Source organism: Pengzhenrongella sicca (genome assembly GCF_017569225.1).
GTDB classification, from domain to species: Bacteria; Actinomycetota; Actinomycetes; order Actinomycetales; family Cellulomonadaceae; genus Pengzhenrongella; species Pengzhenrongella sicca.
Genome location: NZ_CP071868.1, coordinates 3,784,450 through 3,810,180 on the forward strand (window position 1 = coordinate 3,784,450; position 25,731 = coordinate 3,810,180).

The 25,731-nt window shown below is 68.0% G+C and carries 17 protein-coding genes and 1 pseudogene; 11 read left to right on the forward strand and 7 right to left on the reverse strand.

All coding sequences use genetic code 11. The features are described from left to right. Positions 1 to 14 precede the first annotated feature (14 nt). The 3 genes from J4E96_RS17315 to J4E96_RS17325 form a co-directional block, all read right to left on the reverse strand. Positions 15 to 560, reverse strand: a complete 546-nt coding sequence (locus tag J4E96_RS17315) for a peptidase (protein ID WP_227423290.1) — start codon at positions 558 to 560, stop codon at positions 15 to 17. Positions 561 to 631: 71 nt separating this feature from the next. After that, the gene (locus J4E96_RS17320) at positions 632 to 2,416 is read right to left on the reverse strand and encodes a DUF4012 domain-containing protein (RefSeq protein ID WP_227423291.1); all 1,785 of its coding nucleotides are present in this window, start codon (positions 2,414 to 2,416) and stop codon (positions 632 to 634) included. 132 nt (positions 2,417 to 2,548) lie between these two features. After that, on the reverse strand, positions 2,549 to 4,021 hold the full coding sequence (locus J4E96_RS17325) for an NCS2 family permease (RefSeq protein ID WP_227423292.1): 1,473 nt from the start codon (positions 4,019 to 4,021) through the stop codon (positions 2,549 to 2,551). 426 nt (positions 4,022 to 4,447) lie between these two features. Here J4E96_RS17325 and J4E96_RS17330 point away from each other — a divergent pair, with 426 nt between their 5' ends. The 11 genes and pseudogenes from J4E96_RS17330 to J4E96_RS17380 all read left to right on the forward strand — a co-directional run bounded on the left by J4E96_RS17330 (position 4,448) and on the right by J4E96_RS17380 (position 19,725). Further along, positions 4,448 to 5,686, forward strand: coding sequence for a glycosyltransferase family 4 protein (locus J4E96_RS17330; RefSeq protein WP_227423293.1), 1,239 nt, complete (start codon positions 4,448 to 4,450; stop codon positions 5,684 to 5,686). Beyond that, positions 5,683 to 7,512 carry a glycosyltransferase gene (locus J4E96_RS17335; protein WP_227423294.1) on the forward strand — a complete coding sequence of 610 codons (1,830 nt, stop codon included), beginning with the start codon at positions 5,683 to 5,685 and terminating at the stop codon, positions 7,510 to 7,512. Before J4E96_RS17330 ends, J4E96_RS17335 begins: the two co-directional genes overlap by 4 nt. Beyond that, on the forward strand, positions 7,509 to 8,393 hold the full coding sequence (locus J4E96_RS17340; RefSeq protein ID WP_227423295.1) for an ABC transporter permease: 885 nt from the start codon (positions 7,509 to 7,511) through the stop codon (positions 8,391 to 8,393). Before J4E96_RS17335 ends, J4E96_RS17340 begins: the two co-directional genes overlap by 4 nt. Then, positions 8,380 to 9,294: an ABC transporter ATP-binding protein gene (locus J4E96_RS17345; RefSeq protein ID WP_227423296.1), complete on the forward strand. Its 915-nt coding sequence runs from the start codon at positions 8,380 to 8,382 to the stop codon at positions 9,292 to 9,294. Before J4E96_RS17340 ends, J4E96_RS17345 begins: the two co-directional genes overlap by 14 nt. A gap of 29 nt (positions 9,295 to 9,323) precedes the next feature. After that, positions 9,324 to 10,499 (forward strand): non-hydrolyzing UDP-N-acetylglucosamine 2-epimerase, encoded by a 1,176-nt coding sequence (gene wecB / locus J4E96_RS17350; protein WP_227423297.1) that lies wholly within the window; start codon positions 9,324 to 9,326, stop codon positions 10,497 to 10,499. Next, on the forward strand, positions 10,496 to 12,445 hold the full coding sequence (locus J4E96_RS17355) for a glycosyltransferase (RefSeq protein WP_227423298.1): 1,950 nt from the start codon (positions 10,496 to 10,498) through the stop codon (positions 12,443 to 12,445). Before wecB ends, J4E96_RS17355 begins: the two co-directional genes overlap by 4 nt. After that, positions 12,442 to 13,611 (forward strand): glycosyltransferase, encoded by a 1,170-nt coding sequence (locus J4E96_RS17360; protein WP_227423299.1) that lies wholly within the window; start codon positions 12,442 to 12,444, stop codon positions 13,609 to 13,611. The genes J4E96_RS17355 and J4E96_RS17360 overlap by 4 nt, the downstream gene beginning before the upstream one ends. Before the next feature lie 23 nt (positions 13,612 to 13,634). Continuing rightward, the gene (locus J4E96_RS17365) at positions 13,635 to 15,344 is read left to right on the forward strand and encodes a heparinase II/III domain-containing protein (protein WP_227423300.1); all 1,710 of its coding nucleotides are present in this window, start codon (positions 13,635 to 13,637) and stop codon (positions 15,342 to 15,344) included. A 79-nt stretch (positions 15,345 to 15,423) separates the two neighbouring features. After that, entirely contained in the window at positions 15,424 to 16,830 is a 1,407-nt protein-coding gene (locus J4E96_RS17370) for a hypothetical protein (protein WP_227423301.1), read from the forward strand. 165 nt (positions 16,831 to 16,995) lie between these two features. Continuing rightward, a complete protein-coding gene (locus tag J4E96_RS17375; protein ID WP_227423302.1) occupies positions 16,996 to 18,306 on the forward strand; it encodes an ISL3 family transposase in 1,311 nt (436 codons plus the stop codon). Between the two features lie 107 nt (positions 18,307 to 18,413). Continuing rightward, positions 18,414 to 19,725: pseudogene (locus tag J4E96_RS17380) on the forward strand (ISL3 family transposase). 96 nt (positions 19,726 to 19,821) lie between these two features. Here the strand turns inward: J4E96_RS17380 and J4E96_RS20345 are convergent. The 4 genes from J4E96_RS20345 to J4E96_RS17405 all read right to left on the reverse strand — a co-directional run bounded on the left by J4E96_RS20345 (position 19,822) and on the right by J4E96_RS17405 (position 25,648). Continuing rightward, a complete protein-coding gene (locus tag J4E96_RS20345; RefSeq protein ID WP_319637702.1) occupies positions 19,822 to 21,225 on the reverse strand; it encodes a DUF6270 domain-containing protein in 1,404 nt (467 codons plus the stop codon). A 137-nt stretch (positions 21,226 to 21,362) separates the two neighbouring features. After that, positions 21,363 to 22,619 (reverse strand): UDP-N-acetyl-D-mannosamine dehydrogenase, encoded by a 1,257-nt coding sequence (wecC, locus tag J4E96_RS17395; RefSeq protein WP_227423303.1) that lies wholly within the window; start codon positions 22,617 to 22,619, stop codon positions 21,363 to 21,365. Between the two features lie 9 nt (positions 22,620 to 22,628). Further along, entirely contained in the window at positions 22,629 to 24,344 is a 1,716-nt protein-coding gene (locus J4E96_RS17400; protein ID WP_227423304.1) for a glycosyltransferase family protein, read from the reverse strand. Between the two features lie 188 nt (positions 24,345 to 24,532). After that, positions 24,533 to 25,648 (reverse strand): LCP family protein, encoded by a 1,116-nt coding sequence (locus J4E96_RS17405; protein ID WP_227423305.1) that lies wholly within the window; start codon positions 25,646 to 25,648, stop codon positions 24,533 to 24,535. Positions 25,649 to 25,731: the final 83 nt, after the last annotated feature.

Genomic DNA, 25,731 nt, shown 5'->3' on the forward strand with positions numbered 1-25,731 from the left:
GGCAGACGTGACCGCTAGCGGCCAGCGTCGACGAGTTCGCGCTCAACCGCCTGGTCGGCGCCGCGCCGCCGGGCGATGAATACGAGGCCGGAGCCCAGGAGAACGAGCGCACCGGCGCCGGCCGCGAGGCCCATCCCGTCGAAGCCCGTGTCGCTCAGGTCAGACCCGGCGGCCGCCCCGACCGCTACGACCACGACGTTCTGCGTCGAGACCGTCTCACCAGTGACCGCGTCGACCGCGGACAGGGTGTAGGTGCCGGCCTCAGCGAGCGTGACCATGAAGACCGCGACGCCGTTGCCGTTCGCGTTCCGCGAGAAGGACTTGGTCCCGGCGATCGTGATCGACGCGTCGCTGATCGCGGGGTTCGCGCTCGTGACCGTGAGCTGGACCGAGCCGTTCGGCGTCGCGCCCTCGACGGTCACGGCGAAGGGAGAGCCGGCGGCGGGGGTCGGGTCGGAGACCTCCGCCACGAGATCCGGGGCCTGGTACGCCATCGCCGCCGTCGGTGCGAGCACCAGGGCGACGGCCGCGGCGGCCACCAATGCAATGCGTCGAATCACGGTCGTTCTCCTTCACCAATTGTTAGGGCTCTGCCGGGGCATACCACGTCTGCAAAAAAGTGTAGCCGTGGTCACTCGCAGAGTCGACCCTGATCAATCACCACAGAACCGTGCGCAAGGGGCGTGACGCGCAGTTGCGGAGCGCCGAGTTGTCCGCTCGACGTACCGATCGCGAGGTTCAGGGTGACCGTTTCGCCAGGTTTAAGCCGTATTGTCTTGCCGACCATAGCGAGGCCGTCATGGACGTTCGAGAACACCCCGGACGTTCCTGGACTGATGTTCACATTGTCGACTCGGCCGCCTTGCGGGGCGTACACCAGCACATTCATCTGCGCCTCGCCCTTCGGCACAACAATGCCCCCGCCCGCGACGTAGGGCGGCAGGTCCGCCGCGTTCGCCGGCGCCGTCGACGTCAGGGTGACGGACACCTCGAGGGCCTGCGAGCCGTCCGCGCGACACTCGGTCGTGCCGACCTCGACGTCCATGCGCAGGTAGTAGCCGATCTTCGACGCACTGCCGTCGTTGACGAACACCCCGACGACGGGGGAGTCGCCCCGGACGCCGACCAGCTCGCCGCTGAGCACCGTCCCGGCGAGCAGCGCCTGCTCGTCCGGGTGGGACGACCACGCCATGAGGCGGCCTTCGCGCGCCGACTGCGCGAGGGCCGCCATCATGGCGGCCGGCTCGCCCTGCCCCCCGAGCAGCGCACCGAACACCGTCTGCGCCGTCGCCGCGTAGAACGCGTCCTGCTCGGCGGGGTCCTCGACCGCGAGGTACACCCCGTTCAGCAGCAGCTGCGCGGCGTTCGCGGCCGTCAGCTCCTGCCCCGTCGGCAGCAGCACCGGCCCCGTGGCCCCCAGCAGCGTCGCGAGCGCGCCGGGATCGATCGAGAGCACGCCGTCGACGTCGCCGCCGATCTGCTGGCTCCAGAACGCACGGGCGAGCTCCCCGCTGCGGGGAAAGTCCGGCGTGAACGTCACGTCGGCCATGTACCGCCCGAGCCCGGTGCCGAAGATCGCCTGCTCCTCGGCCGTGAGCGGCAGCACCGGCTCGGACAGCCCGGACAGGATCCCGCTGGCCCCGCGCTGCTCGACGATCTCGAGCGCGCCGTTGGTCGCCCGCAGCAAGGCGATGAGCCCGACCTCTCCCCCGGTCGCGCGCGGCTCGGCGCTGTTCTGCACGAGCAGGAGGTACTCCCGCGGGCCGTCCGCCCCGAGCATCGGCGGCAGCAGCCGGACCGCGCGCGCGGCCGTCGCCGTCGTCGCCGCGACCTGGTCGACCTCGGCGCGCACGAGCGCGAGGGGCTCACGCACGCCCGGCAGCAGCCCGGCCGGCTCGATCGCGTCCAGCGCGCGGGCCGCCTCCTGCAGCGCGGCGTCCGCCCCGATCACCTGCGGGCCGGCGGCCTCGAGCGGCGCGAGGTCGATGCGCCCGTCGACGGGTGCGAGCGACGCCGGGTCGACGAGCGTCGTCGCGTCCAGCAGCGCAGGCAGCGCGTCCTGCATCACGCCGTCGACGACGTCGGTCACCTCCTGCACGGCCCGCACGTTGGCGCCCAGCCACGGCACGGCCCGCGCGGCGCTCCAGTGCGGGCCGCGCGTGAGCTCGCGCGCCGCGGCGGTGCGCTGCTGGAGCTCCGCGAGCGTCCGGGCGGCGCCGTCGCCGTCCGCGTCCAGCACCTGCTGCTCGAGCCCCTGCACCTGCGTCGCGGCCGCAAGGAGCTGATTCCGGGCCCGCGCCGCGTCGACCCCCACCCACGCGAGCCAGGCGAGCACGACGAGCCCGACGCCGGCGAGCGCGAGCAGCACCCGCCGCCGAGCCCCGGGCCCCCGCCCGGCGATCGCCCGCCGCCCCACGCCGCCTCCCCCGTCAGCCCCGAAACTCCGAGCGCCCAGTTCGTCTGCGACTGATGATCCCCCACCCCACACGGTTTTCAGGGGATCGAGTGCGTCAGACGCACTCGATCCCCTGAAAAGTGGCTGGCTGGGCTAGACGCCTAGGAGGGTCTTGATCGGGCCTAGGGCGAAGTAGACGACGAAGAGAGCGCCCGAGACCCACATGAGCGGGTGCAGCTGGCGGACCTTGCCGACCGCGATCTTGATGACGATGAACGTGATGAAGCCGGCGCCGATCCCGACGGTGATCGAGTAGGTGAACGGCATCAGGATGATCGTCAGGAACGCGGGGATCGCGATCTCGTAGTTCTTCCAGGAGATGCCCGACACCTGCATCATCATGAGGAACCCGACGATGACGAGCGCCGGCGTCGCGGCCTCGTACGGCACGACGGCCACGAGCGGCGACAGGAACGTCGCGAGCAGGAACGCGATGCCGGTGACGACCGACGCCAGGCCCGTGCGCGCGCCGTCGCCGACGCCCGTCGCGGACTCGATGTAGCTCGTGTTCGAGGAGACCGAGCCGGCGCCACCGGCGGCGGCGGCGATCGAGTCGACGATGAGGATCTGGCGCGTGCGCGGCGGGTTGCCCTTGTCGTCGAGCAGGTCGGCCTCGGCCCCGATCGCGACCATCGTGCCCATCGTGTCGAAGAAGTCGGCGAGCATGATCGAGAAGACGAGCAGGACGACGGCGACGACGCCGATCTTCTCGATCGACCCGAACAGCGAGAACTGCCCGAGCAGCGAGAAGTCGGGGGTGCTCACGAACGAGTCGGGGATCGCGGGCACGTCGAGGCTCCACCCGGTGGGGTTGTCCTCGCTGCGCGAGCCAACCTTGGCGACGGCCTCGATGATGACGGCGAGCACGGTCGCCGAGACGATGGAGATGAGGATCGCGCCGCGGACCTTGCGGGTCATCAGCACGATCATCAGCAGCAGGCCGAACACGAAGACGACGATCGGCCAGCCCGAGAGCGAGCCGTTCGTGCCCAGCTGCAGCGGCGTGCCGTTGCCCGTGGTGACGAACCCGGCGTCGTACAGGCCGATCAGGGCGATGAACAGGCCGATCCCGACGCTGATCGCGGTCTTGAGCTCGACCGGAACGGCGCGGAAGACCGCCTCGCGGAAGCCGGTCAGCACGAGCACGAGGATGAGCAGGCCCTCGAGCACGACCAGGCCCATCGCGTCGGCCCACGTCATGCCCGGCAGGCTCGCGATCGAGTAGGCGACGACGGCGTTCAGCCCGAGGCCGGCGGCCAGCGCGAGCGGGAAGTTCGCGACGACGCCCATGAGGATGCTCATGACGCCGGCGACGAGCGCGGTGGCCGCGGCGATCATGGCGAGGTTCGGGCCCTCGGTGCCGCCGCCGAGGAACTGGCCGGTGCCGTCCTGGACCGTCCCGATGATCAGCGGGTTCAGCACGATGATGTAACTCATCGCGAAGAACGTGACCAGCCCGCCGCGGATCTCGGTGCCGACGGTCGAGCCGCGCTCGCTGATCTTGAAGAACTTGTCGAGCACCCCAGGTGGCGCTGTGGGCTTCTTGAGCGTTGAAGAGTTGGTCATGGGCGGCATCCTTGCAGACCGGCTAGGAACGTTCCCACCTCGTCGGCGTGGCGAAACCTGATGGAAACGAAGCCGACCCGATTCGAGCGGTTTCGGCGCCGCGGGGTCGCGCGCGCCCCGGCCCGCCACCGGCCCCGCCGCCGTTCCGGCCGCAGCCCGGCGGGTCCCAAGCCTGCGACCTTCGGCGACGCATTACGGCTTTGCCGCCAGAAATGTCGCAAATACACCTGTTGTCACATGCGTCATTCGGGGCGAAAACGGCTGCCTTTGAGTTGGCGCGTTAGTCTGTGAGTGCCCCATGCAAAGGGCTTCCGGAGTTCACCAGCCCACACCATGAGGATTCACTGTGCCGCAGCCACCAAGAGGATTCTTGGCGCGCGCACGTTCCCGTGGTGCTGACGCATTGCACTGCGCGGTGAATTGCGCATGCACATCGCGCTGATCACACACCACTACGCCCCTGAGGTCGGAGCCCCGCAACGCCGGTGGGGCGCACTGATCCCCCGCTTCATTGAGGCAGGTCACAGTGTCAGCGTGCTCGCGCCGCCGCCGCACTACTCGACGGGGGTGCCGCTGCAGTTCAGCGCAGACGAGCGCCCGGGCGCCTCCACCGTCGGAGAACACGGCGAGCAGATCTATCGCCTGCGCTACCGCGCCCACGGCCTCGACCTCGTCTCCCGCACCGTCGACCAGGGCATCACCGCGACCGATGCCGTAACGCGCGGGATGCGCGAGCTGACGCCCCGGTCCCACCGCCCCGACGTCGTCGTCGCGACGGTGCCCGGCATGCCGTCCATCGGGGCCGGCGTCGCGCTGCGCCGCTGGCTGCGCGTCCCGCTGGTGGTCGAGATGCGCGATGCCTGGCCCGACCTCATCGAGCCCAGCGACATGTGGGCTGGCAGCACCCGCAAGCGCCGGGGCTGGCGAGGGGCCATGACCAGTCAGGCACACAAGGCGATGACCCACGCGCAGCACGAGGCCGCGACGATCGTCACCACGACGCGCGCCTTCGCCGAGGTGCTGCGCAGCCGCGACATGGATCGCGTCGAGGTGATCCGCAACGGCGCCTACCTCGACGAGGTCCCGCGCCTCGGCATGCGCGTCCGCACCGGTGGCCCGTTCCGTGTGCTGTACCTCGGCACCGTCGGCCGCAGCCAGGGCCTCGCCTCCGCGGTGCGCGCGAGCGCGATCCTTCGATCGCGCGGCATCCCGATCGAGCTCCGCATCGTCGGCTCCGGCGCCGACTATGACGCCCTCGTGGCGCTCGCGGAATCCCTCGGCGCCCCCGTCGAGTTTCTCGGCAAGGTCCCGCGCGCCGAGGTACCAGCCCACTTCGCGTGGGCCGACACGCTGCTGATCTCGCTGCGCTCGTGGGAGCCGCTCAAGTGGACCGTCCCCTCGAAGATGTACGAGTGCCTCGCGACCGGCCGCCACATCACCGCGGTGCTGGCCGGCGAGGCCGCGGAGATCATCCGCAGCACCGGGGCGGGCGACGTCGTGCCGCCGGAGGACCCGGCCGCGCTGGCGGACCTCTGGACTCACCTCGTCAGCGACCCGCGCCGCCTCGAGATGGACGGCGCCGGGCGGGCGTGGGCCTTCCGGCACGCCAACTTCGAGATCCTCGCCGCGCGCTACCTCGGCATCCTCACGGACGTCGTCGAATGAGGCCGCCGAGCGCGCGGCGCGCGCGCGAGCTTCGGTCGAATGCCCGGCTCGCCCTCACCACGGCGTCACGCCACCTCGGCGACGATCCCCTGCTGCTCGCGCTGCAGGTCAGTCGCCGCCTGCCGCGGCCCGTGGTGGTCGCGGCGTCCCGCGGGCTCCTGCTCGGCACCGGCACGCGCGGCACCGAGCCGGCGGGGAGCCTGCGCGGCGCCTACGGGGCCTGGCTCGCGGGCCACGCGGACGCTGCCGCCGCCGAGCTGACGGCGCTCCGCGACCGCCCTGCCGCGCCCGGGCGCCTCGGCCGCCGGCTCGCCGCCGAGCTCGCCGTGCAGCTCGGTCGCGCGGACGTCGCCCCCGCCGGGTCGACCACGACCGGGCCGACGACGACGTCGCCCCCGCCCGCGACGTCGTCGCTGCAGGCGCGGTCCGCCTGGCAGCGCGGCGACGTCGCCGCCGCCCTCGAGCACTCCGCCCGCGACGCGGGGCACCCGGGCCTGCACCACCGATACGCCGCCGAGCTCGCGACCATGCGGCCCGGCGCCCGGGTCGAGTCCGGCGCGCCGCGACCGCCCAGCCCGGCACGTCCCGGCGGCGGCCTGGCCGTGTTCCACGTCCTGACGAACTCGCTCCCGCACACCCAGAGCGGGTACGCCCTACGCAGCCACGCCGTCCTCACCGCGCAGCGCGACGCCGGGATCCGGGTCGCGGCCGCCACCCGGCTGGGCTACCCCGTGTCGGTCGGCAAGCTCGGCGCCCGCCACCTCGACGTGGTCGACGGCATCGAATACACCCGGCTGGTCCCGACGCGCAGCGCCGCCACGGCCGACGCGCGGCTCCGCCAGCAGGTCGAGCTGCTGGCGCCGATCCTCGAACGGTTCGAGCCGCAGGTGCTCCACACCACCACGAACTTCACGAACGCCCTGGTGACCGAGGCGCTCGCGCGGCGATTCGGGGTGCCGTGGGTCTATGAGGTGCGCGGGCTGCTCGAAGAGACGTGGGTCGCGAGCCGGCCCGGCGCCGCCGAGCAGGCGCACGCCGCGGGCAGCGAGCGGTACCGCCTGCTGCGGGCCAAGGAGACCGAGATGGCGCTCGCGGCCGACCACGTCGTGACCCTCTCCGAGACGCTGCGCGCCGAGCTGATCGAGCGCGGCGTGCCCGCGAGCGGGATCACGGTCGTCCCGAACGCCGTCGACGCCGCGCTGCTCTCCCGCTGCGCGACTCCCGAGTCCGCACGTCGAGCGCTTAACCTCCCGACCGAGGGATTCTGGGTCGGCACCGTGAGCAGCCTGGTGGACTACGAAGGGCTGGACACGATGATCGATGCCGTCGCGCTGCTCCGCGAGCGAGGGGTCGACGCGCGCGCGCTGATCGTCGGCGACGGCGCATCCCGGCCCGCGCTCGAGCGTCGCGCCGCCGAGGCGGGGCTGAGCGACGTTGTCGTGTTCACCGGCCGCGTCCCCCGCGAGCGGGCCGCGGACTATCACGAGGCGCTCGACGTGTTCGTCGTGCCGCGGCGCGACGTGCGGGTCGCCCGCCGCGTCACCCCGCTCAAGCCCATCGAGGCGATGGCCTGCGGGCGCCCGGTCGTCGCGAGCGACCTGCCGGCCCTGGCCGAGCTCATCGAGCCGCACGGGAGCGGTGTGCTGGTGCCGCCGGGTGATGCGGCTGCGCTTGCTGGTGCGCTCGAACAGCTGTCAGCCTCGCCGATCGCGCGAGAGCAGTACGCTGCGGCGGGCCGTGCCTTCGCGGGCTCGCGCACGTGGAAGCACGCGGGTTCGGCGTATCTCGACCTGTACCAGCGGCTGACGGCGCGGGTGGCGGCGTGAGCGTCACGACGGCGACGGCGACGGGTCGGCCCGCTCGATACGAGCTGGTCCACCGGGACCGTCTCGCGAACGTGACGAGCCGCCCCCCGCTTCTCAGCTACATCGCCCAGGTCTGGGAGCGACGTCACTTCATCCTCGCCGACGCACGCGGCCGGGTGACGAGTGGGACGCGGGGAACTCTCCTCGGCCCGATCTGGCTCGTCCTCAAGCCGATCCTCGACGGCGGGGCGTACTTCTTGATCTTCGGCGTAGTGCTCGGCGTAAATGCGGGAATCGACAACTTCCTTGGCTACCTGATTATCGGCGTCTTTCTCTTCAGTTATACGTCGCGTTGCCTCACCCGAGGCGCGACGTCGCTGATCTCGGGGAAGAACCTGATCAGAGCCTTCTCCTTTCCCCGTGCTTCGCTCCCAGTGGCATCGGTCGTGAACGAGGCGATTGCCTTCGCGCCCGTCCTCGCCGTGATGCTCCTGCTCATCGTCACGATGCCGCCGCACGAGCCGATCACCTGGAGGTGGCTGCTGCTGCCCGTGATCCTCGTCCTCCAGACGATGTTCAACCTCGGTCTAGCGCTCACAGCCGCACGAGCGACGGCCCGCATTCCGGATCTGTCGCTGCTCATAGGTTTCGCGACGAGGCTCTGGCTCTACGCCTCAGGCGTGATGTTCTCGTTCGACAGGTTCGTCACGCACCCGGACGTCATCCGCATTATTGAACTGAACCCACTGTTCATCGTGCTCGACATGGCCCGCGATGTGCTCCTTTACTCGACGATTCCGTCCGCTGCGTCCTGGGCACTCCTGGCTGGCTGGGGTTCGCTGGCCCTCACCTTCGGAACGATCTTCTTCTGGCGGGGGGAGGAGAGCTATGGCCGGGCCTGAGTACGCGCCGCCCTGGGAGGATGCGTCGGTCACCGTCGCCGTCTCCGACGTCCATGTCCGCTATCGCGTGCCGTCCTCCGACAAGTCGGAACGGCGCGCGACGCCGCTTCCCGCGCGCGCCGCAAACCGCCTGCTAGGGCGCGAACCGGCGGTTATCGTTCGAGCCCTAGCGGGCATCTCGCTCGTCGCGCGGGCAGGTGAGTCCATCGGCGTCGTCGGGCTCAACGGCTCAGGCAAGAGCACTCTGCTGCGCATCATTGCCGGTCTCGAGAAGCCGATGCGCGGCGAGATCCTCGCGAGCAGCACACCCATCCTGCTGGGTGTCAACGCCGCACTCCTCCCGGAGTTGTCCGGCGAGCAGAACGTGCACCTCGGGTGCCTGGCGATGGGGATGTCCCCTGCGCAGGCGAAGCGAGCATTCACGGAGATCGTGGACCTCGCCGACATCGGGAAGTCCATCTACCTCCCGATGAAGACGTACTCGTCGGGGATGTCCGGTCGCCTGCGCTTCGCGATCGCGATGGCCGCCGATCCCCAGATCCTCCTGATCGACGAGGCGCTCGCCACGGGGGACGCGGCGTTCAAGGACCGCAGCGGGCAGCAGATGAAGGAGATGCGCTCGCGCGCCGGCACGGTGTTTCTCGTGAGCCACGCTGCTAAGACCGTGGAGGAGGAGTGCACGCGCGCGCTCTGGCTCCACCGAGGCAGGCTCGTCATCGACGGCCCCGCCTTCGACGTCGCGCAGAAGTATCGGTGGTGGGCGTGGAGCCTCGCGCACGGCGAGACGGACAAGGCGGCTGGCCTTCTCGAGGACGCCTTCCGCTCTGGGTTTGACACCGAGATCCGATCCCCCGAACCACCGCCTCCCCACGTGTCACCGCGGCACGCCCGCCACCAATGACGCATTTCTCGGCACTACCAGGAGACCCGATGAAGCCGCTCGTCATGACCGTCTACGGCACACGTCCCGAAGCAATCAAGGTCGCTCCCGTGATCTTGGCGCTCGAGGAAAGCGCAGTGCTGCGCAGTGTCACCGTCGTGACGGGTCAGCACCGGGAGATGCTCGACGAGGTCAACGAGATCTTCGGGATCAAGCCCGACTATGACCTCGACATCATGAAGCACGGACAGACCTTGGCGCAGATCACTAGCCGGATTCTCGAGGGACTCGATCCCATCCTCGAGGCGGTCCGGCCCGATGCCGTCTTGGTCCAGGGAGATACAACGACGTCGACGGCAGCTGCCCTCGCCGCGTTCTACCGCCAGATCCCAGTCATCCACCTCGAGGCGGGCCTGCGCTCCCACGACATCACCTCACCGTTCCCTGAGGAGGCAAACCGCAAGATCACTTCCCAGATCGCGGCGCTGCATCTGGCGCCTACCCCGGTGAGCAGGTCGAACCTTCTGCGTGAAGGCGTGATTGCGGCAAGTGTCGCGGTCACCGGGAACACTGTGATCGACGCGCTCCTCGGGACGGTCAACAAGAAGTTGCCGTTCGCCGACCCCAAGCTCGAGGATCTCTCGCGATCGGGCCGGCAGATCCTGCTCGTGACCACGCACCGCCGCGAGAACTGGGGCGAAGCGATGAACGGGATTGGTAGGGCTCTCGCGCGGATTGCACGATCCGAGCCTGAGCTCGTCGTAGTCCTTCCGATTCACCGCAACCCCGTCGTTCGCGAGGCGGTTCTGCCCTACCTCGACGGACTCACCAATGTCCTGGTGACCGAGCCGCTTGCCTATGGCGAGTTCACGCACCTCCTGAGCGTCTCGACAGTCGTTCTCACCGACTCCGGTGGCGTTCAGGAGGAAGCTCCGAGTCTCGGGAAACCTGTACTCGTGATGCGGGAGAACACCGAGCGGCCCGAGGCTGCCGACGCCGGAACAGTCAAGCTCATCGGTACCGACGAGGAACGCATAGTCGACGAGGTGACTCGACTGCTGCACGACAGGGCGCACTACTCCGCGATGGCGAATGCGGTGAATCCCTACGGCGATGGACTCGCCGCTGCCCGGGCAGTCGCTGGGATCGGGCAGTTCTTTGGATTGGGTGAGCGGATAGCGGATTTCCAGGCTGCCGGGGCCACCCATGCGAACGATGCCCGATGAGCCGCATCTTTCGCGAGGTCGAGGAAGCGGCCCAGGCCGGGGACCGGGTCGATCAGGCGCCGGACTACCTGCCTCTGGCCGAACAGCTCAACCTCGCCCTTGAGCAGTTGCTCGTGTTCCACGACGAGGTCGGCCGACTCGCGAAGGCCGGTCAACGCGCCTCTGAGGCGTCGCTGGAGGCGATCGGGGCGGCCGAGACGCTGATCACCGGCAGGCCGCCGGGTCCGGGTAGGCCCGAGCGGCTCGCATCGGCCAGGCAACGCCTGCGCAGCGGCACGCTCACCGGCTTGGCCTTCGTGCGCACCGTGCTGTGGATCGTGTTCAAGAGCGAGCGCGCCGCGCGGATGGAGGCGTTGGCCAAGCTCCGCGCCTCGGTGCCGGCAGTCTCGTCGCCACTGAGCGGGGAGAAGCCGGTCCGCGACCTTGTCGCGCGCGGCGAGCACGACCGCGCGTACGTCCTGGCCCGAGCGCTGCTCCCCCGCCACGGTGGCAACAAGCACTACCTTGCGCTGTTTCGCCAGGTACAGATCAAGCGGGGCGCCGTCACGTCGGTTCTCGCCACCACGCGCCGCATCGAGAAGTTGGAGCACACGAGCCCGGTAGCGGTTCGCCGAATCGAGGGCCGGGTGAGGGAGCTGTCGGGGTGGTATCCGCGCATCCCCGGCCCACGCGTGTGGATCGAGCCCGTCGACAACGAGACCATCATGCATCTGGTCAAGGAGAGCCGCCCCTACCTGTCCAGTGGCTTCACCTCCCGCAGTCACCGAAACTTCTTGGCGGAGAAGGCGGCTGGCCTGAATCCCGTGGTCGTCACCGAGCTGGGATTCCCGCGCTCGATCGGGGTGACCGACGTGGAGGCAGTCGGCGATGTCGACGGAATCGAGCATCGAGTCCTGGACCTGGGCCCGGGAACGATGCAGGATGTGCTGCCCGTCGACGTGTGGCTCGAGGAGTTCGCGCAGGCGGCATTCCGTGCTGTGCAGGAGATTCGGCCGGCCGTGATCCACGTCAGTTCCGGGCGGCGCGGCTACGAGACTGCCCTTGTCGGCCTGGCTCTGCAAGAGAAGACGGGTCTGCCTCTGGTCTACGAGGTGCGGTCGTTCTTCGAGGCCAATTGGACGAGCGAGCCGCGGTGGGAGGCCACTGGCGAGACGTTCCTCCGGCGGCTGGCCGTCGAGCGCATGTGCATGGAGCGCGCCGACGCCGTCATCACTCTCGGCGTCGCGATGCGGGATGAGCTCGTCAGTCGCGGTGCCGACCCGTCCCGCTTGCACGTGGTGCCTAACGGCGCGGACATCGCCGACTTTCATGCCACGGCGCGTTCGGCAGTGCTCGCCGCCGACCTCGGCATTGGCGAGCTGCCGACGTTCGGATACGTGTCGAACATGGACCACTATCGCGAATCGCAGGAGACAATGGTGCGCGCGGCCCGCGTGCTGAGGGATGAAGGACGGGACTTCCGATGTGTGCTGGTGGGCGGCGGGCCTCGCGCCGAAATCGTCCGCGCGACGGCTGAGCGGCTCGGTGTGGCCGGGCAAGTTGTGCTCGCCGGTCCGGTCGACCACACCTTGGTTCCCGACTACTACGGGCTGATCGACGTCTTCGTGGTCCCGCGTATCGATGAGCGCGCTGCGCGCTACGTGACCCCACTGAAGCCGTTCGAGGCGATGGCGCTGGCGAAGCCGGTCGTGGTCTCGAACCTGCCCGCGTTGCGGGAGATCGTCAACCCGCCGACGAGGGGCCTGACGTTCGAACCGGGAGACCACCACGGCCTCGCGTCGGTCGTCGCGCGGCTGTGGGACGACCCGGAACTGGCGGAATCCCTCGGGCGAGCCGGCCTCGAGTGGGTGACCACCGAACGACAGTGGGCGATGAACGGCCCTCGCTACCGAAGGATCTTCGAAGCGGCACGTATCTCTGCCCACGATCGGAAGGACCCCGCATGATCGCCGAGTTCGAAACGTGGAAGATCGGCCCAGGCTCCCCGACCACCGAGGCGCTGCGTGCCCTGCGCGCAGTTGAGGCTGAGCACTCTGCACCTCTCGTTCTGGGAGTGGCGCCGGTCGCGCGCGGGAACCCGTATCAAATGCAGCTCTACCGCTCGTTTGCGAACGAAGGCATCGCAGTGACCCCCGTGACGAACCCGTGGGACTTCGGACAGCTCGCGGACATCGTGTCAATGGCTCCGGTCGCGGTACACCTGCACTGGCTGAGCTTCGTCCTGGCGAAGGCACGCGACCGGAAGGAGGGGCGCGAACTCGTAGACCGGTTTGCTCGCGAACTCGAGTCGTACAGCACGCGCGGCGGCCGCCTGGTGTGGACTGTGCACAACGTGCTACCGCACGACACCCTGTTCCCGGAGCTCGAGATCGAGTTGCGCCACATGGTGAGCGGCACGGCCGACGTCATCCACCTCATGTCCCCGTCCTCGGTCCCCCTGGTGGCAGAGACTGCCCGGATCGATCCGGCGAAGGTGGTTTACGCGCCGATCCCCAACTATCGCGGCTGCTATCCCGACAACGTCTCCCGGCAGGAAGCGCGGACGACTCTCGGCATCGAGCCAGACGAACTCGTGCTGGTGCTGTTCGGCGCCCTCAAGCCGTACAAGGGGCTCGCGTCACTCTTGGCCGCGTTCAACGCGGCACGGGGAACCACTTCTCGGCGACTGCGGCTGCTCGTGGCCGGCGCGCCCGACGAGCATCCCAACACGCGTGCGTTCGTCGAGGCATGCACGCTCCATGCAGACGTCTTGATCGCTGCGCGCAAGATCCCAACCGAGCACGTCCAGTACTTCATGCGTGCCGCGGACGTCGGACTAGCCACTTACGAGGGCGCGCTGAACAGTAGCGCGATCATGCTCTACGAAACTTTTGGCCTGCCAGTCGTCGTCCCGGACGTAGCGAACCTGCGCGATGCGCTCTGCTCCGGCGATCACCTCGCGTACGCTCCGGGCGAACCCGGAGCCCTGGCCCGCGCACTGACCGACGCAGAGGGGCTCGCGACTAAGGCCACGCGCGCAGCGGTTTCCGAGCACATCCGCGAGTTCGACCCACAACGGGTATCCGCTTCGTTCGCCCGCGAGTTGCGCGCCCGACTGCTGAGCGTCGCGTGACCGGGGACGGCGGGGAGCCGATCTTGACCCACGGCACCAAGCGTGACATCGCGGCGCAGCTCTTTCACACCTACACGATGGAGGAGCCGACCGCCGTCGACGTTGCCCGGGCGGTGATGTCGGGCCGGCTTGGGCTGACCCCGCATCCAGACGTCGATATCCCCAGCATCTTGACCTGGTCGGAGGACCCGCTCGGCGACGCCAACTGGCGTTTCCAGTTCCACAGTCTCGTCTGGCTGGATCGGCTGCGCGAGGCGGGGGTCGAGCGCAACGACGACGATCTGCTGCGTCGGTATGTCGAACTCTTGCGATCCTGGATCGACTTAAATCCCCAGGACGCGCCTCCGTCAGATTACTCGTGGTTCGACATGGCGGTGGGGCTGCGAGCCGTCGTTCTCGCGTTCGCCGTCGAACACCTGGGTCCAGTTCCATGGCTGATCAGCGCCGTGCGCACGCACGGCGAGCACCTGGCCGACCCAGACAACTACGAGCACCGCGGCAACCACGGTCTGCATCAGGACTTCGGGCTGCTCGTCGCAGGCCAATTGCTGAATCGACAGGATTGGCTCGATCTGGCTACCGCCCGCATAGTCACGATGTTTGACGAGGCGATCGATCAAGATGGGGTGTGCCGCGAGGGGTGCATCGATTACCAGTACCGAAACTATCGCTGGTATCACGAGGCGTTCGTCCGACTCCAGGCGGCGGCCATGGCCGATACAGACTTGATGGGGTCCCGCTTGGCTCTCATGCCTGAATTCCTCGCACACGCGACATCGCCGAGCAGAGACTACGCGCTCCTTGGCGACACTACGCAGCACCGCGCGCCGTCGGTTCCTGGAACCAGCGCGAACTGGGTGCGGGAGCGAACGCTCGCCCCCGAGGAGCGGACGCGTCGCTACGATGCCGGCTACCTTTTCTCGCGCCGGCGGTGGACCACCTTCGACGAAGACCCTGAGAACGCCTTCCTTACCCAGCGATTCGGGCCCGGGCGTTCCACGGCCGTCCACGGACACGAGGACTCCGCCTCAATCACGCTCGACGCACTTGGAGAAAGCCTGCTGCGCGACTCGGGGCTCTACGCCTACGAGGCCGGCGACGACCGCCTCTACTTCCGCGGCCGCCAATCGCACAACGTGATTGACGTCCCAGGGCGAAAGTATTACTCAAGCGCTACCGCTGAGATGACCGCATTCGCGGCGAATGACACGTATGTCTATTCTACAATTAAGGTGCTTGGCCTGCAGGGCGTGGTCTGGCACCGCAGCATGCTGTGGATGCCAGAGGATGGAGCGCTCGTTGTGGACGACCGTGTCCGATTGCACGGCGCGGACACGGTGCTCCAACGTTGGCATCTCCCCGAGGGGGCACGAACGGAAGTGCAAAGCGGTGGCTCAGTAGTTCTCGTTAGCACCCCGCGAGGCGCGACCTTGCGCATTGCCCAGTGCGCAACGCCCGTAGCTGTCCGCGTTGCAACGGGCTCGGCCAATCCTGTCGAGGGCTGGTTGAGCGGCAAGTACCGCGACAAGGTGCCCGCTCCCGCACTCGCATTCGTCGAGTCTGGGGAGACAGTCCGCTTCACCACTGTGATTACATATGCCGCCGACGGGCGGAGCCCAGGGGTAGTCGAGAACCTTCGGCGAACGGTGACTTCGGCCCACGGCCGACTTCCGAACAAACGTGGCGGTTTCGTGCTGACAAGCATGTCTGCCTCTTATGAAGAAGGACACTGATGGCAGTCCTACCTAATCACCACGATCTCGCGGCCAACCACTACCACTCGCCAGCGCGAGAGAGGCCAAGGCTCAATTCATGACGTTGCAAACGAGCCGCCAGAGCATGCTAGGGCTGATCAACATGCTGAACTCAGACGACTCGCGAACTTGGCAGGAGGTGTTTGTCAGCGGCGATGTATCCTCAAGGAACTTGAAATGCATCGGATCCGTTGTTCGCGGGACAATTGTGTCGCTCGTGTTCATCGACCCATCGGGCCTGCGACATTATGTGACGATCTCGGACAACATCGCGCTCGGTTATCCCATCGCGAGCGTATTCTCGATGGAACTTGGCACATATTGGAAAGATGACCAGGCCTCGGATTCGCGGGTACGCGGACAGGTCGTGGCGCTCGAAGTGAGTGACCGAGAATCGGCGGTCCGCAACCAGCAGTCATACGAGGCTTCACCCCGAATCCTGGTGCGGGGGCACGCGAACTTCGCACACGTCCTCCTCTCGGTGTGCCCGGCGATCGAGCGGATGATCGAACTGTCCGCGCACGCAGGAAGTCGATTGCGTGCGACCGTGATTCAGGAGCGTCACCCGCTCGGAAGCCCCAGTGAACTCTACGCAGAACTAGGCGAGGTCGCAGATTTTCAAGCGATATCCGAGGATATCGGTGGTGGGTTCCGATACTCGGGTGACGCGATCATCCCAGTGGCAGTTGGAGTGCGCAACAAAAAGCCGTTGATGGTAGTAACGGAAGCCACGCGGACGCGGGTGCGAAACTTTGTTCCGATCGGTGGTCCTGCACCTTCTGGAATGGCTGATCGAGTGAAGGCTGGAGACCACGACTTTATCCTCTGGATGTCAGTCAGGATGCTAGGGAGAAGAAGCATTCCGCTCATCGAGGCTATTGACCTCGGGGCTCTCGTCGCCGCTCGACTCGAGGCGAAGTTCGAAAGACCAGCCATCATTCTGGATGGTCTCTCACTACAATTCGGTGACACCTTGCGAAGCCCGGTGTCAGACTTCGATGCAGAGCATCATCTGGATGCAGAACGGCTCGCGACGGGCCTCATCGCCGCCCAGGCATCCAAAACAGCCCCGAAATGCACCTTTTATGCGGCAGTTGGGCTACCGCTTTGGGAGTCGATCCAGCTGGCGGGTATCGCGGACGCATACATCGTTCACGACGGGACTACGCAGCACAAAATCGGCTGGCTCTATCCCGAGACACCAGGAATAATGCACGGCCCACGTCAGCGCAATGTCGGCCAGGGTTACGCCTGGCACCCGGTGGACGCGGGGACACCTGCAATCTATGTTCCACCTGAATGCGTAGTGGACCATAAAGAGGTAGGCACAACGATTGCTCACGCCAACTATGGCTATAGCCTGGTACAGGGCGATCGCCTAGAAGGCTTCATCGAAACGTTCCTAGACGTAATTGATGAAGACGACCCCAACTCTTCTCTCTACCGTTTGGAGTACGAAAGCTAGCCCTGCGAGACGGATTATCGGCTCTTCGCAATCGAGGGTTTAGCGGCTCTTCGCAATCGAGGGTGTAGCGGCGGTCTGATCGCGGGCGGCGCGTCGGTGTCTGGGTAGAGGTCGAGGCCTTCCGATGATGGGAGTTCTCACACAGCCCAGCCGGAAGACCTCGACGTGTTCGAAACTACCTTCGGTGACCCTGACTTGACCACGTTCACTCGCGTCGACGAGCTCGGTCTCGTCGTCGTCGGCCAACGCCTCGAGCCCGACCGCGCCGTGCTGTCCTGCCGGGTCGCCGCGCAGGACCAGTGGTGTCGCCGGTGCGGGGCCGAAGGCGTTGCGCGGGACTCGCTCGTGCGCCGGCTCGCGCACGAGCCGTTCGGGTGGCGCCCCACCGTGCTGGAAGTCCGGCTGCGCCGGTACCGGTGCCCAGGCTGCGCACACGTGTGGCGCCAAGACGCCGACGCTGCGGCCGAGCCCCGGGCGAAGCTGTCCCGGCGCGCGGTCCGGTGGGCGTTAGAAGCACTGGTGGTCCAGCATCTGACGGTCGCGCGGATCGCGGAGGCGTTGGCGGTGTCGTGGAACACGGCCAACAACGCGGTCCTGGCCGAAGGACAACGCCGGCTCATCGAGGACCCGACCCGGTTCAACGGCGTGGCCGTGATCGGCGTCGATGAGCACGTGTGGCGCCACACCCGCCGCGGCGACAAGTTCGTCACCGTCATCATCGACCTCACCCCGATCAGGGACGGCACCGGGACCGCGCGGTTGCTCGACATGGTGCCGGGCCGCTCCAAACAGGTCTTCAAGACCTGGCTCGCCGAGCGCCCCGAGGACTGGCGGGCGCGGGTGGAGGTCGTCGCGATGGACGGGTTCACCGGCTTCAAGACCGCCGCCGCCGAAGAGCTACCCGAGGCCGTCGCAGTCATGGATCCCTTCCACGTCGCGCGTCTGGGTGCAGACGCGATGGACCGGTGCCGGCGCCGGGTCCAGCAAGACCTGCACGGTCACCGCGGGCACAAGGACGATCCGCTCTACCGGGCGCGGCGCACCCTGCACACCGGCGTCGACCTGCTCACCGACCGGCAGCGGGCCCGGCTCGAGGCCCTGTTCGCGGCCGACGAGCACGTCGAGGTCGAAGCCACCTGGGGCGTCTACCAGCAGATGGTCGCTGCCTACCGCCACCCCGACCGCCAGCACGGGCGAACCCTGATGGAACAGCTGATCGCCTCGGTCAGCTCCGGCGTCCCCGCCGCGCTGCGCGAGGTCATCACCCTCGGACGGACCTTGAAGAAGCGAGCCGCCGACGTGCTGGCCTACTTCGATAGACCCGGCACGAGCAACGGGCCGACGGAGGCGATCAACGGCCGACTCGAACACCTGCGCGGCTCAGCCCTGGGGTTCCGGAACCTCGCCCACTACATCGCGCGCAGTCTCCTGGAAACCGGTGGCTTCCGACCCCAACTACACCCTCGAATGCGATGAGCCGGTTTAGCGGTGGTGTGAGCGCGGGCGGCGCGTCGGTGTCTGGGTAGAGGTCGAGGCCTTCCGAGGATGGGAGTTCTCACACAGCCCAGCCGGAAGACCTCGACGTGTTCGAAACTACCTTCGGTGACCCTGACTTGACCACGTTCACCCGCGTCGACGAGCTCGGCCTCGTCGTCGTCGGCCAACGCCTCGAGCCCGACCGCGCCGTGCTGTCCTGCCGGGTCGCCGCGCAGGACCAGTGGTGTCGCCGGTGCGGGGCCGAAGGCGTTGCCCGCGACTCGCTCGTGCGCCGGCTCGCGCACGAGCCGTTCGGGTGGCGCCCCACCGTGCTGGAGGTCAGGTTGCGCCGGTACCGGTGCCCAGGCTGCGCACGCGTGTGGCGCCAAGACGCCGACGCTGCGGCCGAGCCGCGGGCGACGCTGTCGCGGCGCGCGGTCCGGTGGGCGTTGGAAGCACTGGTGGTTCAGCATCTGACGGTCGCGCGGATCGCGGAGGCGTTGGCGGTGTCGTGGAACACGGCCAACAACGCGGTCCTGGCCGAAGGACAACGCCGGCTCATCGAGGACCCGACCCGGTTCAACGGCGTGGCCGTGATCGGCGTCGATGAGCACGTGTGGCGCCACACCCGCCGCGGCGACAAGTTCGTCACCGTCATCATCGACCTCACCCCGATCAGGGACGGCACCGGGACCGCGCGGTTGCTCGACATGGTGCCGGGCCGCTCCAAACAGGTCTTCAAGACCTGGCTCGCCGAGCGCCCCGAGGCCTGGCGGGCGGGGGTGGAGGTCGTCGCGATGGATGGGTTCACCGGCTTCAAGACCGCCACCGCCGAAGAGCTACCCGACGCGGTCGCCGTCATGGATCCCATCCACGTCGCGCGTCTGGGTGCGGACGCGATGGACCGGTGCCGGCGCCGAGTCCAACAAGACCTGCACGGTCACCGCGGACACAAGGACGACCCGCTCTACCGGGCTCGCCGCACCTTGCACACCGGCGTCGACCTGCTCACCGACCGCCAACGAGCGCGGATCGAGGCCCTGTTCGCGGGCGACGAGCACGTCGAGGTCGAAGCCACCTGGGGCGTCTACCAGCAGATGGTCGCCGCCTACCGCCACCCCGACCGCCAGCACGGGCGAACCCTGATGGAACAGCTGATCGCCTCGGTCAGCTCCGGCGTTCCCGCCGCGCTGCGCGAGGTCATCACCCTCGGCCGAACCCTGAAGAAGCGTGCCGCCGACGTGCTCGCCTACTTCGATCGACCCGGCACGAGCAACGGGCCGACCGAGGCGATCAACGGCCGACTCGAGCACCTGCGCGGCTCAGCCCTGGGGTTCCGGAATCTCGCGCCCACTACATCGCGCGCAGTCTCCTGGAAACCGGTGGCTTCCGACCCAACTACACCCTCGAATGCGATGAGCCGGATTATCCAGGCGCCGATCGGCCGAACTGACCAGAGGCGGGCGTAAAGTCGCCGACGACGCGCGCGTCTGTGCGTGCCGCGCATTCGTGCCGTCAGGCGGGTGCCGGCACGCGAGCGGAGAACCGCGCGACCAGGTCGTCATTACTCAAAGGCCGCAGCGGAAGGTACGCGCTGCGGCTCCGCAGCACGGTCTCGGCATCGAGGGTTCGAAGCACGCGCGCCGGAGCGCCGGCGACCACGGCACCAGGCGGGACGTCCTTAGTCACCACACTGTTCGCGCCGACGATGGCGAACGCGCCGATGGTCACCCCACCAAGAATCTTCGCGCCGGTCGAAATCACTGCAGCCTCCTCGATACGCGGCACGTTCAGGCTTCGCCCATGTCGCTCCGAGTAGCGAGTCGGAGTGAAAGCGCCACCGAGGGTCACCCCGGACCCCAGTGTCACGTCGTCGCCGACCTCCGCGAGTTTGTGTACAACCAAGCCGATGCCTCCGTACCCGAACTCCACGCGTGAGCCCAGTTCGCACTCCGCTGACAGGTAGGAGTTATGCAGCAGCTTGATGAGCTGCTCGCACTGCAGCGCCCGTTCCGTATTCCCTGCTTGGAGATAGCGCCGAGCGGACTGCCAGATCCGATATGCGCTCGGTATGCGGTCAGCTCGCACTGGCATCGAGTCGAGCCAAGGGTCCACGATCTTGTCCCACCCGTATCGACGTGCGAACTGGGGATCGGGCAGCAGAGGCTCCCGAACGCCGAAGCGGGAGCGCAACTCGGCAGCGATCGTCCTGTACACCCGCTCGTCGTAGTGGAACGGCGCCTCACCCCAGCGATGGCCGGGGTCGGACCGCACCGCCGCAGCTGGCAACTCGTACACCGAGACGCCGTGCTCGCGTGCCGCCGCGTAATAGGGCGCGAAGGCGGCGTTGCCGGCGGCGGGCGGCGTGCCCATGCTCGCGGGAGTGGCATTACCGTCAGAGGTGTGCTCAGCCCAGGGAACGGCGAGCATTAGTGTGCGATCAAGTAGCCCTAGCGTGGCGAGGTCGGTGACGAAGCGGCCTAGCGCCGCGATCCACAACCTCAGGTGCTCAGGCGACGCGAACGGGACGAGTGGATACTCGGCCGCGAGAATGCCGTCGGCCCCCGAGGCAATGAGTTCGACACTGCGCGTCACGTAGCCGTCCGCGGTCCGATACACGCCCAGGCGCTCGTCCGTGATGTCCCACACCAGAGCATGGAGGCGCGGCGCCTCCTCCGCGAGCACCGGGAGCAGGGAGGAGCATCGGTCCTCCGCAACCATCCTCGCGCCGAAGGAAGGAATCGGTGCTGCTGCCATGTCGACCTCCGCTGGAGCGTCGTCGGCGCTTGTGAGCGCCCCGCCGATCGGGGCATACACCGAGACTAGCGATTGCCGGGCCACGTAGCGGCCGAGTGCGAACTCCTGCTCGTCGAGATAGCCAAAGACGTCGCGTGCGACGCAACTGCCATAAACGAACATTCGCCGACGCCCTGCCCGCGGAGCGCGCATCGGCCCCTCACTCACTGGTCCCTCACTCACTGGTCCCTCACTCACCTACGTTGTCCGCGTCACCGAGAAAGATGCTGAGATCGACTCAGAAATTCTACCTTCGGCAATTATCGCCATGCACCTCGTGTGTCGATGACAACCTTCTCGCGCAGACGTAGCCGTCGCTTGTCTGCTGCTTTGAAAACAGTGTGATCGACCAAGAGCACGACAATGTCCGCATCCGCGACCGCGGCCGTGAACTCGGTGAGAACAACGTTATCGCGGCCCTCTAGGGAGCTCGGCAATGCCGAGATGTGCGGCTCCACGGCGGCCAGCCGGGCCTCGGGCAGCTCGTCGGAGAGCCGAGCCAGAATGCGGCACGCCGGCGACTCCCGCAGGTCGTCGATGTCCGGCTTGAAGGCCAGCCCGAGCACCGCGATGTTGGGCTCCTTGAAGCGCGCGGCCTTGGCGACGACGCGGGCGATGACCTGCTCGGGCTTGCTGTCGTTGACCTCGCGGGCGGTCCGGATGAGCCGCGCCTCCTCGGGGACGGCCGAGACGATGAACCACGGGTCGACGGCGATGCAGTGGCCGCCGACGCCGGGGCCGGGCTGCAGGATGTTGACGCGCGGGTGGTGGTTCGCCAGCTCGATGAGCTCCCAGACGTCGATGTCGAGCTTCGCGCTGATGAGGGAGAGCTCGTTGGCGAAGGCGATGTTCACGTCGCGGTAGGAGTTCTCGACGAGCTTCGCCATCTCCGCCGTCGTCGCGTCGGTCAGCATGATCTCGCCCTTGCAGAACGACTCATACAGCACCTTCGCCTGCTCGGCGGCCTTGCGGGTCAGGCCCCCGACGATCCGGTCGTTCGTGACCAGCTCGATCATGATGCGGCCCGGGAGCACGCGCTCGGGGCAGTGCGCGAAGTGCACGATCGGGCGCTTGCCGCTGGCGTTCAGGCTCAGGTCCGGGCGGAGCTCGAGGATCCGGTCGGCGAGGTGCTGCGTCGTGCCCGGCGGGGAGGTCGACTCGAGGATCACGAGCTCGCCGCCGGACAGCCGCGGCGCGATGCCGTCGGCGGCGGCGTCGATGTAGGACAGGTCCGCCGCGTGGTTCCCCTTGAACGGAGTAGGCACGGCGACGATGAACACGTCGGCTTCGGGCGTCTTCGTCTCCGCCCGCAGCCGGCCCTGCTTCACCGCGCCCGCGACCGAGATGGACAGGTCGGGCTCGACGAACGGGACCTCGCCGCGGTTCACGGCATCGACCGTGTCGGCGTTGACGTCGACGCCGATCACGTCGGCGCCGTGGGTCGCGAGGATCGCGGCCGTCGGCAGGCCGATGTAGCCCAGCCCGATCACTGCCACCGTGGTGCTTGCTATCGCCATATCTCGTCCCTAGAACATCGTGTGAATACTGCTGAATCCGAAGAGCTTCACGTCTCCGGAGGAGAGAATCTCGGAGTCGGAAATTGCCCAGGTGTGACCCGTCGCCTTCGCCTTGCGTACCTGGACAAAGTTGAATCGATCGGCCGAGTAGATCGTGGCGCCGGACGCGCCCACCGCCTGGAGGAATCCGGAGTCCTCACCGCGGAACACGGGAGGAAAGGGCTGGGCCGCAGCTAACGCACGGCTCGTCAAGAGCGTGGGCCCGGCGACGAAGTCGGTGTAGCGGTGCTCCCGCTCCGCGAACCGTAGGAGCGTCGCGTCCGTCGCCTCGAGCCGCAGGTAGTGCGCCTGCTTGCCGACCACCTCCGCGCCGCTGTACGCGAGCGCGTATGCCTGGTCGCTGAGGTACTGGGCGCCGTACAGGTCGTCGTCGTCCATCTTGGCGACGAGGTCCCCGCTGGCGGCACCGACGAGCAGGTTGAGGCACTCCCCCAACGAGACGCTGGGCTCGGCGTGCAGCAGGACGAGGTGGTGCACCCCCGCCTCGCGCGCCCGCGCGCGGAGCTCCTGATCGGGTAGCTCGAAGCCATGGGTCAGCAGCGCGAGCTCGACGTCGATGCTGGTCTGCGCGCCGACCGTGCGCAGAACGTGGTCCAGCTGGCCCGGTCGGTTAGTGGAAACGAGCGCTGACACGCTCGGCCGGCTCGGTGCGTGAGGGGTGGCTAGCCCGACAGCGTCGAGCACGGTGCCGACCCGATGCCCGTACGTGTGCTCGGACCAGATCCGCCGCTGCGCGAGGTGCACCATGCGGTCGCGCAGCTCGGGGCTGCGGACCAGAGCCCGCAGGGTGTGCTCGGCGTCGTCCGGTGTGGCCACCTGCGGCACCTCGGCCTCCGGGAAGAACCGGCCGATCGCTACGCTCGGCGTGCTGACCACCGGCGTGCCGCTCGCCGTGATCTCGAAGATCCGCCGCGCGCACATGCTCGGCGAGCTCGTCACGGAGTTCACGTTGAGGAAGACCTTGTACGCCCGATACGCCGAGAGCATCTGCGGATAGTCGAGCGACCCGACGACGCGCTCGTCAAACGGGGCCGGGAACTGGTACGTCGCGTCGCCGCCGAGCTGGCGAGAGAAGATCTCGAGGCCCGTGTCCATCCGCGAGCTCGCGCGCAGCGCGGCGCCCAGGAGGAGGTCGAGCTGCCCGCGGCGCTCCGGGAACTTGTGCCCGAAGTACATGCCGGCGAAGGCGACGTCGCGCGCCTGGTGCCCGGCCCCGGATCGCACCGGATTGTGAATAGCGGGCTGGGCGGCGAAGCTGAGGACGTCGACCCGGCCGTGGCCGAGCGCCTCTCGGTACGCCGGCAGGCAGTTCTCGTCGGTGGTGAATACCTGATCGAAGAGACGTGCCACGTCGAGGAAGTCCTCGAAATGCGCCGGGTCCTCCTTGTTCCAGAAGACCGTGGGCACGCCATGGGCGCGGCACCACTCCAGCAGCTCGCGAATAGCCGGCCGAGGGGCACTCGTCCCCGTCAGATGGTACTTCCAAGCGCCGCGGTTGCCTGCCCACGCCGACTCGACGAAGAGCAGGTCGATCGGCGCCGCCTCGAGCGACTCACGCCAGTCGTTCGGAGTGATTTCTACCTGCGCCCACTCGTACCGAAACGCGAGCCGGGAGAAGTCATCGAGGATGACAGCGACTCTCAGCGCGGGTCGTCGTGGCGGCACGTCAGGCAACGGCCACGGAGCAAAGGTCAGAGTGCCGTTACGGCGCATCGTTCCCGCAACGGTCGGCAGCTGCGCGAGGTGTCGTCGGTGCATCCAGGCCCGGAGGCCGGGCCGCCCTTCGTGCCGGAGGTGCCAGAGCCCGCGGCGAAGCTCAGCCATCGATGGGCGAGAGTCGAGCCGCGAGTGGGTCACGACGCCGTTGCTGGCAGCAGGTCGACGTCGTCCGGGTGCGCGGCGAGGTAGGTCGCGACGTCGTCGGTCGCGACGGCGACCATCAGCTCGTCGAACGCCGCCTGATTGAGGTTGACGATGCTCTGGGTGCCGTCGGGGCTGCGCCCGGTGCCCGAGATCGGGACGGTAAAGAAGCCGAGGTCGCTCGAGCCCAGGTCCTTGGCGCGGTCGGTCAGGTCCGTCAGCACGTCCGAGGTCAGGCCGTCGTCGGCCGCGATCGACTGCGTGACCGCATTCATGAACGGCACGGACTTGACCGGGTTCTGCAGCGTCTGCTCGTTGCGCATCCTGGCGAAGATCGCGCGCATCCAGGCCTGCTGGCGCTGGACCCGGTCGAAGTCGCCGCGGGCGAGGCCGTGGCGCTGGCGGACGTACACCAGGGCCTGCTCGCCGGTGAGCAGGTGCTCGCCCGCCGGGAGCACGAACGTGTCGCCGTTGTAGAGGTCCTGCTTGAGGGTGATCTGCACTCCCCCGAGCTCGTCGGTGATCGCCTTGAACGACTCGAAGTCGGTGACCGCGAAGTGGTCGATGCGCACGTCGGTGAGCTGCTCGACGGTTTGGATCAGCAGCGTCGGGCCGCCGTAGGAGAACGCGGCGTTGATCTTGGCCTCGCCGTGCCCGGGGATCGCGACCCAGGAGTCGCGCGGGATCGACATCGCGTACGCGCCCGAGCGGTCGGCGGGCAGGTGCACGAGCATGATCGCGTCGGTGCGCTGCGCGCCGACCTCCCACTGGTCGGGGTCGCCGGCCGAGATGCGGCTGTCGGAGCCGACGACCAAGAAGTTCAGCGCGGTCGCGTCCAAGCTCGCGGTCGAGTCGGCGGTCGCCGCGGGGGCGGCCGCCTCGGGCCGGTCGGTCAGCTCCGCGAACGGGTCGCCCAGCTTCTCGATGTTGCTGGTCAGCCGGTGCTGGACGCCCCACACCGCGCCGGCGCCGCCGAGGACGAGAACGCCGATCAGCGAGAGCGCGACGATGAGCGCCCGGCGGTCTTTTGTCTTTGGTTTTCCGTGCGACCTGCGTTTGCCGGATCGGGAGTTCTCTGGCTGTTCAATAATCGACTCGATATCCGGCACACGGCAATTCTACGGGACGCGCTCCGCTTCAATTCCGGTTCCTTTATCGTGCCAAAGTATCCGAAAAGCCCTTTCGGCGATTT

Coding starts and splice junctions, on each gene's coding strand:
- wecC (WP_227423303.1), bottom strand. CDS start 22,619: ATGGCGATAGCAAGCACCACGGTGGCAGTGATCGGGCTGGGCTACATC.
- J4E96_RS20345 (WP_319637702.1), bottom strand. CDS start 21,225: ATGTTCGTTTATGGCAGTTGCGTCGCACGCGACGTCTTTGGCTATCTC.
- J4E96_RS17330 (WP_227423293.1), top strand. CDS start 4,448: ATGCACATCGCGCTGATCACACACCACTACGCCCCTGAGGTCGGAGCC.
- J4E96_RS17360 (WP_227423299.1), top strand. CDS start 12,442: ATGATCGCCGAGTTCGAAACGTGGAAGATCGGCCCAGGCTCCCCGACC.
- wecB (WP_227423297.1), top strand. CDS start 9,324: ATGAAGCCGCTCGTCATGACCGTCTACGGCACACGTCCCGAAGCAATC.
- J4E96_RS17370 (WP_227423301.1), top strand. CDS start 15,424: ATGACGTTGCAAACGAGCCGCCAGAGCATGCTAGGGCTGATCAACATG.
- J4E96_RS17355 (WP_227423298.1), top strand. CDS start 10,496: ATGAGCCGCATCTTTCGCGAGGTCGAGGAAGCGGCCCAGGCCGGGGAC.
- J4E96_RS17325 (WP_227423292.1), bottom strand. CDS start 4,021: ATGACCAACTCTTCAACGCTCAAGAAGCCCACAGCGCCACCTGGGGTG.
- J4E96_RS17345 (WP_227423296.1), top strand. CDS start 8,380: ATGGCCGGGCCTGAGTACGCGCCGCCCTGGGAGGATGCGTCGGTCACC.
- J4E96_RS17335 (WP_227423294.1), top strand. CDS start 5,683: ATGAGGCCGCCGAGCGCGCGGCGCGCGCGCGAGCTTCGGTCGAATGCC.